This window comes from Ralstonia sp. TCR112, from assembly GCF_007997035.1.
Lineage (GTDB): Bacteria > Pseudomonadota > Gammaproteobacteria > Burkholderiales > Burkholderiaceae > Ralstonia > Ralstonia edaphi.
Window position 1 is genome coordinate 1 of the sequence record NZ_VOSS01000114.1, and the last position, 12,026, is coordinate 12,026.

Consider the following 12,026-nt stretch of genomic DNA (forward strand, 5'->3'; position numbering starts at 1 on the left):
CTCGGCAGGCTCCTTCACGACGTGATCGGTCAGGTGGCCCTCGATGACCGCTGCCATCAGTCCGTTAACCGCACCGCGAATCGCCGCGATCTGCTGCAGGACGGCCGTGCAATCGCCCTCTTCGGCGAGTTGTTTTTCCAGCGCAGCGGCCTGCCCCTGGATGCGCCGCACGCGCGCCAGCAGCTTGGCTTTGTCGCGGATGGTATGAGCCATGGGTCGGGTATCGGGGTGGTGTGAATGACGCGCGAGGGTAGCATCACTATACTCGGGGGGAGTATATTTCGCCTACCCCGAATTCACTGCCTTCCCCATGACCGCGTTCACCACCCTGCTGCAGCAAGGCAACGCCTGGCTGTTCGTTCCCAGTGCGATCCTGCTCGGTGCGCTGCATGGCCTGGAGCCTGGGCACTCCAAGACGATGATGGCGGCGTTCATCGTTGCGATCCGCGGCACGCTCACGCAGGCGGTGTTGCTCGGGCTGTCGGCCACGGTGTCGCATACGGCGGTGGTGTGGGCGGTGGCCATGGCGGGCCTGTACTTCGGCCGCAACTGGAACGCAGAAACGACCGAGCCGTATTTTCAGATGGTGTCGGCCGTGCTGATCGTGGCCGTGGCAGCGTGGATGATGTGGCGCACCTGGCGCAGCACGCACGCGGCGCACGACCACGATCATCATCACCACGATCACGGCCATGACGACGTGCAGCGCATCGACACCGGCCATGGCGTCGTGCAGCTGGCCATCTTCGAAGATGGCGTGCCGCCGCGCTTCCGGCTGACACGCGAGGGCACGCGCGGCACCGCATGGTCAGCCGAGCAAGTGCAGGTCGGGACCGAGCGTCCCGACGGCAGCCGGCAAACCTTCCGCTTCGTCCAGCGCGACGGCTTTCTCGAATCGGAGCACGCCATTCCCGAGCCGCATGCTTTTGTGGCGCGCCTGTCGCTCGGGCACGAACACCATCGGCATGACTACGAAGTCACGTTCTCCGAGCATGATCACGACCATGACCATGATCACAGCCATGGCGGCCTCGATGTTTCATCTGCCGAATACCAGGACGCCCACGAACGCGCGCACGCCAACGACATCCGCCGCCGCTTCACCAACCGTGAAGTCACCACCGGCCAGATCATCGTGTTCGGGCTCACGGGCGGACTGATTCCGTGCCCGGCGTCGATCACCGTGCTGCTGTTGTGCCTGCAGCTCAAGAAGATCACTTTGGGCGCGGCGCTGGTGCTGTGCTTCAGCATCGGGCTGGCGCTCACGCTGGTGGCCTCGGGCGCGCTGGCGGCGCTGAGCGTGAAGCACGTCTCCCGGCGCTGGGGCGGCTTTGGTGAATTTGCACGCAAGGCGCCGTACCTCTCAGGCGTGCTGATCGCCCTCGTCGGGTTGTACGTGGGATGGCAGGGCGTGCACGGGTTGATGCAACTGCCGTAGCAACGTCTGCGTGTTTGGTGTGACAAGGCTGCATCCATTGCCGCATGGCCTGCGTATCTGCAGGTACAGGCTGAGGCTGGTGCGGCGTGTTTTTCGTCGATGCAGTGTCAGGTTTGCATGCGCACCGCGACCAACCTGTGGGATCCGGGCGGCCACGCGCCGCTAGCGATCCAATGGAGCCGCCTCCGGCGGCACGTTCACCGCACGAGGAGTTCATCATGCACACCCGCCGCCTTACCCTGGCCTTGCTTGCCACGCTTTCCGCTTCCGCCGCACTGTTCATCGCCCAACCGGCCTCGGCCGCGCAGGCCAAGTACGACCCCTACACGCAAGGCGCCGTCGACAAGACGGACCCGTTCACGCAGGGCGCTGACCGCCAGGCCGACACCTATGGCTATCTGTCGTGGAAGTACGATCGTTTCGACCCGTATGCGCAAGGCGCGGATCGGCAGACCAGCGCGCACGATTTGCTCGCATGGCGCGGCGATACGAGCTACCCGGGCAGCACGGACGGCGCTCGCGCGTGACGGGCCGGCATGGCGTGAGAGGGACCGTGTAAGCGCGGCCCTCCACGCGAGCATCACCTCGCTGATGCTGCCCCGTCGACGATCCGGTCATACAGCGCACGCGCTGCAGGCGACAGCTGCGCTGCCTTGCGCGTAACGAGCACCAGCGTGCGCGACACTTCGGGCTCGACCAGCTCCACCGTACGAATCATCGGATACGCGTTCTTCTGAATCGCCAGCCGCGGCACCACCGCCGCGCCCAGGCCTTCGGCCACCAGCCCGAGCGCTGTTGAACTGCGCTGCACTTCATAGAACGAATGCAGCGTCACGCCGCTTGCCTTGAGTGCGCCGTCGAGCAGGCTGCGGTTGCCGCTGACCTCGCCGGCGAAGATGAGCGGGTGGGGCTGCAGGGCCTGCCACCGGATGCGGCGGCGCTTGGCGAGCGGGTGATCGTCGCGGCAGACGAGGACATACGGATCGCTGGTCAGCGGCACGCTCACGAGTTCCGGATGCTGGTCGCCTGCAATGCTGATACCGAACTCGGCCTCACGACGCAGCACCGCCTGCAGCACGGACGCCGAGGCGTGGTCGAGAATCTTCACGCGATCGTGTGGGCGGTGCTCGGAGAACGCGCGCAGGATGCGCGGCAGGTAGTGCACGCCCACCGTCGGGACGCAGGCGATCGTGATGTCGCCGCGCTGGCTCAGGCCGGTCTCGCGTATCTCCGTGAGCGCATCGGACAACTCATTGAGCAGCCGACGCGCCTGCGGCAGAAAGCGCTCACCGATTTCCGTCAGCTCGGTCCGGCGCGTGGTGCGCTCCACCAGCGCCACACCAAGAAACGCCTCCAACTTGCGCAGGCGCTGCGTGATGGCCGTCTGCGTCACGTGCAGCGTATCGGCGGCTTGCGTAAAGCTGCCGCTCTCCGCAATCGCCACGAATGCCTGCACGCCGAGCGTATCGATTTTCATCAGATAAATGAATGAATTCCCGCAATGAATTCATTTTACTGATCTCCGGCCATGCCAGAGAATGGCCTTGTTCGATCGCAACCCCGGCAAGGAGAACCACCATGACCACGCAGCACGATTGGAGCGCAGATCAATATGTGCGCTTTGAAGAAGAACGCACGCGGCCTGCCCGGGACTTGCTGGCCGCCGTGCCGCAAACGGCCATCCGCAGTGCCGTCGACATCGGCTGCGGGCCAGGCAATTCCACCGAGGCACTGATGGCGCGCGCGCCGGCGCGGCCGCCCGCGGGTTCGATACTTCGGCCGACATGATCGAGGCCGCACGCAAGCGCCTGCCGCACGTGGATTTCGAGATCGCCGACGTTGCCACGTGGAACCCGCCCGAACCGTTCGATCTGATCCTGGCCAACGCCGTGCTGCAATGGTTGCCCGATCACGGCACGCTGTTCCCGAAATTGATCGGCAAACTGACGCAGGGCGGCCACCTGGCGGTACAGATGCCCGACAACCTGGATGAGCCGACGCACCGCCTGATGCGCGAGGTGGCTGCCGACGGCCCGTGGGCCGGCAAGCTCAAGGGCGTCGAACGCACGGAGCGGTTTGACCCACGCCGCTACTACGCCATGCTGTCACCGCTGTGCAGTCGGGTGGACGTATGGCGCACCACGTATTACCACCCTCTGCGCGGTGGCGCGGATGCGGTGGTGGAATGGCTGAAGGGAACCGGCCTGCGCCCCTTCCTCGCAGCGTTGAACGAAGCCGAACAGCCCGCATTTCTCGCGCGCTACCGCGATGCCATCGCCGCCGCCTATCCGGCACTCGACGACGGCACGGTGCTGCTGCCGTTTCCGCGCCTGTTCATCGTGGCGACGCGCAAGTAGGCGCAATCGCAGAAGCAGAAGCGCCGCCATGAAAAAAAGCCCGACGGCAAATACCGGCGGGCTTTTTTATCCGACCTCTGCGTCGCTTAACGCGACGGGTTCAGGGTCAGGTTCATGTGACGGTTCACATCCTTGTACAGCAGGTAACGGAAGCGGCCAGGGCCCCCCGAATAGCAGGCCTGCGGGCAGAACGCGCGCAGCCACATGAAGTCGCCGGCTTCCACTTCGACCCAGTCCTGATTGAGGCGATAGACGGCCTTGCCTTCGAGCACGTACAGGCCGTGTTCCATCACGTGGGTTTCGGCGAACGGAATCACGCCGCCTGGCTCGAACGTGACGATGTTGACGTGCATGTCGTGGCGCATGTCGCTCATGTCGACAAAGCGCGTCGTCACCCAGGCGCCGTTGGTGCCCGGCATCGGGATCGGCTCGACGTCCTGCTCGTTCGTCACGAAGGCTTCCGGCAGGGGAATGCCATCGACAACCTGGTAGTGCTTGCGGATCCAGTGGAAGCGCACCGCGGCGTCGCTGACGTTGTGCAGCGTCCAGTCGGCGCCCGGCGGAATGAACGCGTAGCCGCCCGGCGTGAGCGTGTGCTTCTTGCCCTGCAGCGTCAGCTCGGCTTCGCCTTCAACGACGAACAGCACGGCTTCGGCGTTCTTGTCCTGCTCGGGCTTGTCGCTGCCGCCGCCCGGGTTCACTTCAACGATGTACTGCGAGAAGGTCTCGGCAAAACCCGACAGCGGGCGGGCGATCACCCACAGGCGCGTCTGGGTCCAGAACGGCAGCCAGCTCGTGACGATGTCGCGCATCACCCCCTTGGGGATCACCGCGTACGCCTCGGTGAACATCGCACGATCGGTCAGCAGATCCGTCTGCGGCGGATGGCCGCCATGCGGCGCGTAATACGTGGTCTTAGACATGTTGCATTCAGGCAATGGGTTGGTCCGGCCCCGAGCGCAAACAGCAACAGGCGGTTCGTACGCGGGCGGCGTTGACGATAGCGAAGTCGCCCGCAATCGACCAATTAAATGTTCCGATAACTTCCATTCGATTTGCCACTACCGCGCCAGCATCAGATCAAGGTTCTGGACCGCTGCGCCGGATGCGCCCTTGCCGAGGTTGTCGAACACCGCCGTGAGCAGGACCTGGCCATGGTCGTTGGCGAACACGGCCAGGCGCATGTCGTTGGTACCGTTGAGCGCCTGCGGGTCGAGATGCGGCACGGCGGACGGCACCTGCAGCGGCATCACCTCCACATGCTGCGCCCCGGCGTAGTGGTCAGCCAGACATGCATGCAGCGCAGTGGCATCAACGCCGGCGGGGAGCAGACGCAGTTCCAGCGGCACCGTCAGCACAATGCCCTGGCGATACGCGCCGTAGGCCGGGACGAACATCGGCCGCTGCGTGAGCCCGGCGTGCAGTTGGATCTCCGGCGTGTGCTTGTGCGCCAGACCCAGCCCGTACACCTGGAACGGCAGGGCGTTTGCCGCCTCCGGCCCCTCGTAGGTTTCCACCGCGGCGCGGCCACCGCCCGAATAGCCGGACACGGCATGAATGCTGATCGGGTAATCCGCCGGCACAAGGCCCGCCTGCACGAGCGGGCGCAGCAGCCCGATCGCGCCGGTCGGGTAGCAGCCCGGGTTGGTCACGCGCGACGCGCACGCAACACGTTGAGCTTGCCCTTCGCTCATTTCCGGAAAGCCGTAGACCCAGCCCGGCGTGGTGCGATGCGCGGAGCTGGCGTCGATCACGCGCACGCCCGGGTTGACGATGGCCGCGACCGCCTCGCGCGCGGCCGCGTCAGGCAGGCACAGGATGGCGATATCGCAGGCGTTGATGGCTTCGGCACGGCGTTGCGCGTCTTTGCGGGCGTCGGCGGGAAGGGTCAGCAGTTTCAGGTCTTGCCGCTCGACGCGGCCGCGCAGACGCTCGTGGATTTGCAGGCCGGTGGTGCCTTGGTCGCCGTCGATGAAGACGAGGGGTGTGGACATGGGGGAGCGCTCCCAGGGAAAGAAGATGGTGATGAATGCGAGCCTCCATCTTCGAGCGCGACCTAGAATATGAAAAGTTGAATTTCACAACCGTCACCTTCAGCGTTTCTGAATCATGCGAGAGATCAGCCTGGACCGCCTGCGCACGCTCGTCGAAGTTGCCCAGCGCGGTTCGTTTGCCGACGCGGCGCGGGCGCTGCATCTGGCGGCGCCCACCGTCAGCCTGCACATTGCCGAACTCGAAGATCGCGTGGGCGCGCAGTTGCTCTCTCGCAAGCGCGGGCAGGTGCAGCCCACCGCCATCGGCGAGGTGATGGTGGAGCGCGCCCGCAAGCTGCTGGCCGATGCCGAGCAGGCGCTGGACGACATCCAACGCCAGGTGCAGGGACTGAGCGGGCGCGTACGGCTGGGCGCGTCCACCGGCGCCATCGCCCACTTGCTGCCGCAGGCGCTGGAGGTGCTGCGGCAAGACCACCCCGGCATCGACGTGCAGGTGGCGGTGCTCACGTCGCAGGAAACGCTGGCGAGGCTCGCCGATGGCGCGCTCGACATTGGCCTCGTGGCACTGCCGCAATCGCAGGTGGCGGGGCTCGCCATCAAGCCATGGCGGCGCGATCCGGTAATGGCGTTCCTGCCGGCGCACTGGACGAGCCCCGCGCGCATCACGCCGGCTTGGCTGAGCGCGCAGCCGTTGATCCTCAACGACGCCACCACGCGTCTGTCACGCCAGACGACCGAGTGGTTCGCCACGGACGGTTATCACCCCGTGCCGCGCATCCAGCTCAACTACAACGACGCCATCAAAAGCCTCGTTGCCGCCGGTTATGGCGCCACACTGCTCCCGCACGAGGCGTCCGCCGCACCGTCGGATGTGCGCATCACCATGCGGCCGCTGCGGCCTGCGTTGTGGCGCGAACTTGGCATCGCGCACCGGGCGGGCAACGTCGAGCGATCGACGCAGCATGTGCTCGACGTACTGTGGATGCTGCGGGCGAAATAGCGCATTGCGCGCCTTGGCACCGTGACGAGGCGGAAAATCCGCTGAATAAGGTTTGACTTCTTGTGTCGCGACAACTATCGTAAGATATGTTTTTCGACACAACCCGGCGCGCTTGGCTGTCCCTTCCGAGCCGCGCGCGCCGCCCGCTCCCTTTCTTTCTTCGCCCTCATGCCTCTACTTGATCCCTCGCGCGAGCGCCGCTTGCTCTGGCTGCTCGCGCTCACGCAGTTCACCGTCATCATGGATTTCATGGTGATGATGCCGCTTGGGCCACAGATCATGCATACGTTTGGCATCGGCCCGGCGGCGTTCGCCACGGCCGTGTCGGTGTATTCACTGTGCTCGGGTGCTTCCGGCCTGCTGGCCGCCACCTATATCGACCGCTTTGACCGGCGCCGGCTGCTGCTGGCGGTCTACGGCCTCTTCACGCTGGCCAACCTGGCCTGCGCGCTATCGGGCAGCTACGGCATGCTGCTGTTTGCACGCGCGTTTGCGGGCGTTACGGGCGGCGTGCTGGGGTCGATCATCATGGCTGTCTTGTCGGACGTGGTTCCTCCTGCGCGGCGCGGCGCGGCCACCGGCGTGGTGATGTCGTCGTTTGCGCTGGCGGCCATGGCCGGCGTGCCGGTCGGCATTGCCATTGGCGCGCACTTCGGCTGGTCGGCGCCGTTCTTCCTGCTGACGGCGCTCACGGTGCTGATCTGGCTGGGCGCGCGGCAAACGGTTCCGCCGCTGGCCGAGCATCTGGCCGGCAATCGCAGCCAGACGCTGGGCGAGGTGCTCTCCGGCCTGTGGCGGTTGCTCACCAACCCGCGCCATCTGCGCGCCTTCGTGCTGACCTTCGTGATGATGGGTTCGCACATGCTGGTGATTCCGTTCATCTCGCCGGTGCTGGTGGCCAACCACGGCGTGGCGCCTGAAAACCTGTCGTGGCTGTATGTGGCGGGCGGCGCGGCGTCGTTCTTCAGCTCGCGCGCCGTCGGCAAGCTGGCCGACCGCTACGGCCGCCGCCGCGTGTTCGTGGGTGCGGCACTGCTGGCGTTCATCCCGGTGCTGCTCATGACGCATCTGCCCGACTGGCCGTTCATCGGCATGCTGCTGTTCTTCCCGTTCTTCATGGTCGTCCTCTCCAGCCGCATGGTCCCGATGCAGGCATTGATGACGACGGTGCCCGCCCCGCAGGTGCGCGGCGCGTTCCTGTCGGCCAACAGCGCGGTGATGTCGGTGGGTACCGGCGTGGGCGCGTGGGTGGGCGGGCTGCTGCTGTCCGCCGGTGCCGGCGGCCGTATCGAGGGCTATGGCCTCAATGGCTGGCTGGCCGTGGCGGCGGGGCTGTTCTGCGTGTTCTGGGTGAGCCAAGTGAAGGGCTCGGATGCGCAAGGCGATCCGTCGCTGGCGGCATCGCCTGCAGCACCGGCATCTGGTGCACCTGCCGGCGCGTCCGGTCCGCAAACGGTGCCGCAAGCACCGCAGGCGGAAAAGGCCTGAGCGGTTATTCGGCTTCCAGCACCGTCTTCAGCTTCACCAGGTCGCGCTGCACCCATTCGGCATCGGCGTCGAACTGCACATCGTCCATGTTCGGCTGCTGAAACAGCGTGAGGGAGACGGTGGTGCCGGCGCCGTTGCGCACCACGCGCAGCGGCACGTACACGATCGATCCGTCCGGCAGACGCACCCAGTGATCGGCGATGCCAAATTCATTCGGCGGGCTGAAGCGGATAAACACGGTGCCTTCGTCGCTGTTGGGCGCGGCCTTGGCGATCCACTCGTCGGGTGCGGCGCCCGAACCCTGCGTACCGGGCGCGAGCCCTTCCGACAGGCCGGTCGCCCAGATCGGAAAGTTCAGTGGCTCGGCCAGGAACATGGCCACGTCATCGAAGTGACGCTCGACATTCACGCTTAGGGTGCGGACGTTGTGCAGCATGGGGCCTCCGTGTGCGGCGTTCGCCGTGCGAGGCAGTATATGCGGCGCTCAGGCGGGCAGCTTGCGAAAGCTGATGGCCAGGCGGTTCCACGTGTTGATGGTGCTGACCAGCAGCGTCAGGTCGACCAGCTCGGCATCGGAGAACTGCGCGCGCACGGCCTGCCAGACCTCGTCGGGCACGTGCGTTTCTGCGACGAGGGTGACGGCTTCCGTCCAGGCCAGCGCGGCGCGTTCGCGGTCGGTGAAGAAGGGCGTTTCATGCCAGACCGAGACGGTGGCCAAGCGGCGGTCGTCTTCGCCGCCCTTGCGGGCATCGGCGGTGTGCAGGTCGACGCAATAGGCGCAGCCGTTGATTTGCGAGGCACGCAGGCGCACGAGTTCTGTCAACGGCTTTTCCAGCGTGCTTTTGCCCAGCGCTTTTTCGAGGCCCAGGACCGCCTGGATGGCGGCGGGATTGCTTTGATAGAAGTCGAGGCGGGGTTCCATGAGAGGCTCCTGTGCTTGAGAACTGGAGCCAGTCTAGGCGCGCAGGTGGCACCTTGGAATTGCCAATCCGCGCGAATATCAGGTAGCCACCTTGGCCAGCGCCTCCGCCAGCTTGCCGAGGCCCGCGTCGATCTCGGCAACGTTCACGTGGCCGTAGCCAATCAGCAGTCCGGGCTGCGGCGGCCGCGCCACATACATCCGGGCCGTGCCGTACAGCCCGACGCCCACGCTTTCCGCCAGCTTCACCAGCTCGGCTTCGGGCAACGGCGCGTGGACCTGCGCTGCCATATGAATGCCCGCCGCCGACGGCACGGGCGCCAACCACGGCGCCAGCGGGCCACGCAGATGCCGCAGCAGCGCATTGCGGCGCGCTGCGTATTCCTTGTGCATGCGGCGCAGGTACTTGCCGAAATCGCCGTCGAGCATGAACTTGGCCAGCGCCGCCTGCATGAGCGATTCACTGTGCCAGTCGGCCACCTGCTTGGCGTGCCGCAGCGGCGCCACGAGCGAGGCTGGCGGCACCACGTAGCCGATGCGCAGCTCCGGAAAGATCGTCTTGGAAAACGTACCCACATAAGCGACGCAACCCGCAGCGTCCAGGCTTTTGAGCGATTCCATCGGACGGCCGTCGAAGCGGAATTCGCTGTCGTAGTCGTCTTCGATGATGAGGGCGTCATGCCGTTGCGCCCAGTCGAGCAGTTGCGCGCGGCGCGCGAGGCTCATCGGCATGCCGAGCGGAAACTGGTGCGACGGTGTCACGTAGACGAGCTTGGCGTGCTCGGGCAGCGCATCGACGACGAGGCCTTCGGCATCGACCGGCACCGGCACGACATTCGCGCCGAGGGCCTGCAGCGCAATGCGCGCGGGCGGATAGCCAGGATCTTCGATGGCCACGGTGTCGCCCGGGCGCACCAGCACGCGCGCGATCAGATCGATAGCCTGCTGCGCGCCATGCGTGACGACAATATCGGCCCAGGCACACACCACCGCGCGGCTGAACGCGAGATAGCGCGAGATGGCCAGGCGCAGCGCCTGGTCGCCCGCCGGATCGTGATAGCCGCCGCGCCCGCGCGCCTGCTGGCGCAACGCATGCGCAACGCAGCGCCGCCACACGTCAAACGGGAACAAACGCTTCTCGGTCACGCCTCCCACAAAGTCGTAAACGATATTCGCGCGCGGCATGGGGAGCACCGCCGGCATGTTGTTCCAGGGTGTGTCGAAAGTGCGTGCGACCGGCGCAGGCGACGCCAATTGCGCCGCAGGCGAGGCCGTCGGCGTGCGTGCGCGCAATCCTTCGGTGGCCTCAACGACGAAGGTGCCGGAGCCGGCGCGCGTGCGCAGATAGCCCTCGGCGATGAGGCGTTCGAATACGTCCAGCGTGGTCTTGCGCGACACCCCGATCTGCAGCGCCAGGTCCCGCGTGGAAGGCAGACGCTCGCCCGGCACGAGCCGGCCATCGAGGATGGCGGTGCGGAGTTGTCGATAGAGCTGGCCGGCAAGGTCATGCCGGCCGTGGATCGTCAAATGGACATCCATCGTGGGCGCAGTGTGCAGAGGGGCTGCGCCATTCTACGGAAGCTGCCGGCCCGGACGAACGGCCGACGCTGAAGCTCAGCCCTCCCGGCCGTCGGCGCGCGGCGCCATCAGCCACGGCGTGTAGCGCCACAGGTACGCCGCGAACGCCGCCACCCACAGCACGCTCGCCCCACCGATCCACACCTCGCGCGGCAGCAGCGCGGGGCCTGCCACGCGCACGACTGCAGCCAGCGCGATGGCGGCGTAGGCGAAATTCTCTGCCCGCCCCGTACGCAGCATCCGGCCGGTGTGGCCGAGCGCGGTGCGCGTGATCATCGCGATGATGGCGCCGCCGATGGCTCCGGCCGTGAGGGCATGCAGCGCGGTGGAACGGTCGCCCCAGCCGAGTGCAGCCGCTGCCAACATGGCAAAGCCGACGGGCAGGAAGGCATACGCCACATGCAGGATGGAGACGATGGGCGTGCGCAGCGTGCGGCGTGTGTCCCAGCCTGCCCAGCGGACAGCCTGCACGACTGCTGCCGCCGCAAACACGACGGCAGGAACGATGCCTTGCAGCGGCGTCGCCAACATGACGACTGCGAGCGCCGTTGCCGGCACGATTGCGCGCTCGGCCCAAACCACACGGCGGACATGCACGCCCGGAACCGCGTTGGACGTGAACATCGGGATGACGCGCCCGCCGATGACCGTGACGAACAGGCAGACCAGCCCGGCGGCCGCATCCAGGCAACGCAGTGCGGCCAGCGGCGCCTCCAGCGCCAACGCGGCATGGAACGCTGCGTTGACGGCACCGAGCACCAGCAGCGCGATCGCCAAGCCATAGTTGCGTGCGCTCTTCGCGCGCCGCAAGACGCGCAGGAACGCCACGCCGCACGCCGGCAGGAACGCCACGTCCGCAGCCACAGCCAGCGGCACGGGCCCGGTCCACATCAGCACACGTGCCGCCAACCACAGCGCAGCCAGCGCCGCGAGCTGCGTGCCTTGCGGCGTCTGCAGGCCGGTCCAGTTCTTTCCCGCTGTGAAAAGGAAACCAACCACCACCGCCGCCGCAAAACCGAACACCATCTCGTGCGCGTGCCAGAACAGCGGCGCCATCGTGGCCGGACCTTGGGCCGAGGGCAGGACACCCAGCAGCAACGCCGCCCACAACGCCATGCCCAGCGCGGCAAACGCTGCAGCAAGCAGGTAGAACGGCCGGAAGCCGAGCGCGAAGACGGCCCGCCCCGCGTAAGGCACGCGGCTTGCCGGGTCGGGCTTGCCGATGGTGAGCAACGGGGCTTGGCGGGGCATG

The 12,026-nt window shown here is 66.5% G+C and carries 12 protein-coding genes and 1 pseudogene; 5 read left to right on the forward strand and 8 right to left on the reverse strand.

The window, feature by feature from the left end; genetic code table 11:
• Positions 1-213: metal/formaldehyde-sensitive transcriptional repressor (locus tag FUT88_RS22860; protein ID WP_147218652.1), on the reverse strand; the 213-nt coding region annotated here is incomplete at its 3' end.
• A 97-nt stretch (positions 214-310) separates the two neighbouring features.
• Here FUT88_RS22860 and FUT88_RS22865 point away from each other — a divergent pair.
• Together FUT88_RS22865 and FUT88_RS22870 are read left to right on the forward strand one after the other, a co-directional pair.
• A complete protein-coding gene (locus tag FUT88_RS22865; protein WP_147218654.1) occupies positions 311-1,438 on the forward strand; it encodes a nickel/cobalt efflux protein RcnA in 1,128 nt (375 codons plus the stop codon).
• A 218-nt stretch (positions 1,439-1,656) separates the two neighbouring features.
• Entirely contained in the window at positions 1,657-1,965 is a 309-nt protein-coding gene (locus FUT88_RS22870; RefSeq protein ID WP_147218656.1) for a hypothetical protein, read from the forward strand.
• Between the two features lie 53 nt (positions 1,966-2,018).
• On the opposite strand, the gene FUT88_RS22875 is transcribed toward FUT88_RS22870, so the two are convergent.
• Complete coding sequence (locus FUT88_RS22875) at positions 2,019-2,915, reverse strand: LysR family transcriptional regulator (RefSeq protein ID WP_147218658.1); 897 nt, start codon at positions 2,913-2,915, stop codon at positions 2,019-2,021.
• 101 nt (positions 2,916-3,016) lie between these two features.
• On the opposite strand from FUT88_RS22875, the pseudogene tam reads away from it, so the two are divergent.
• Positions 3,017-3,795 (forward strand): annotated as a pseudogene (gene tam, locus FUT88_RS22880) (trans-aconitate 2-methyltransferase).
• An 86-nt stretch (positions 3,796-3,881) separates the two neighbouring features.
• Here the strand turns inward: tam and FUT88_RS22885 are convergent.
• Both FUT88_RS22885 and argC read right to left on the reverse strand, forming a co-directional pair.
• The gene (locus tag FUT88_RS22885; protein WP_027678748.1) at positions 3,882-4,718 is read right to left on the reverse strand and encodes a bifunctional allantoicase/(S)-ureidoglycine aminohydrolase; all 837 of its coding nucleotides are present in this window, start codon (positions 4,716-4,718) and stop codon (positions 3,882-3,884) included.
• Positions 4,719-4,856: 138 nt separating this feature from the next.
• Positions 4,857-5,789 carry an N-acetyl-gamma-glutamyl-phosphate reductase gene (gene argC, locus FUT88_RS22890; protein ID WP_147218660.1) on the reverse strand — a complete coding sequence of 311 codons (933 nt, stop codon included), beginning with the start codon at positions 5,787-5,789 and terminating at the stop codon, positions 4,857-4,859.
• 115 nt (positions 5,790-5,904) lie between these two features.
• On the opposite strand from argC, the gene FUT88_RS22895 reads away from it, so the two are divergent.
• Entirely contained in the window at positions 5,905-6,789 is an 885-nt protein-coding gene (locus tag FUT88_RS22895; protein WP_147218662.1) for a LysR family transcriptional regulator, read from the forward strand.
• A gap of 168 nt (positions 6,790-6,957) precedes the next feature.
• Positions 6,958-8,277 carry an MFS transporter gene (locus FUT88_RS22900; RefSeq protein WP_147218664.1) on the forward strand — a complete coding sequence of 440 codons (1,320 nt, stop codon included), beginning with the start codon at positions 6,958-6,960 and terminating at the stop codon, positions 8,275-8,277.
• Positions 8,278-8,281: 4 nt separating this feature from the next.
• Here the strand turns inward: FUT88_RS22900 and FUT88_RS22905 are convergent, their stop codons facing one another.
• From FUT88_RS22905 to FUT88_RS22920, 4 genes are all read right to left on the reverse strand, one after another.
• Positions 8,282-8,713, reverse strand: coding sequence for an SRPBCC family protein (locus FUT88_RS22905; protein ID WP_147218666.1), 432 nt, complete (start codon positions 8,711-8,713; stop codon positions 8,282-8,284).
• Between the two features lie 48 nt (positions 8,714-8,761).
• Positions 8,762-9,199 carry a carboxymuconolactone decarboxylase family protein gene (locus FUT88_RS22910; RefSeq protein ID WP_147218668.1) on the reverse strand — a complete coding sequence of 146 codons (438 nt, stop codon included), beginning with the start codon at positions 9,197-9,199 and terminating at the stop codon, positions 8,762-8,764.
• A 78-nt stretch (positions 9,200-9,277) separates the two neighbouring features.
• Entirely contained in the window at positions 9,278-10,735 is a 1,458-nt protein-coding gene (locus FUT88_RS22915) for a PLP-dependent aminotransferase family protein (protein WP_147218669.1), read from the reverse strand.
• A 75-nt stretch (positions 10,736-10,810) separates the two neighbouring features.
• Complete coding sequence (locus FUT88_RS22920; RefSeq protein ID WP_147218670.1) at positions 10,811-12,025, reverse strand: NnrS family protein; 1,215 nt, start codon at positions 12,023-12,025, stop codon at positions 10,811-10,813.
• Between the last annotated feature and the right edge of the window lies 1 nt (position 12,026).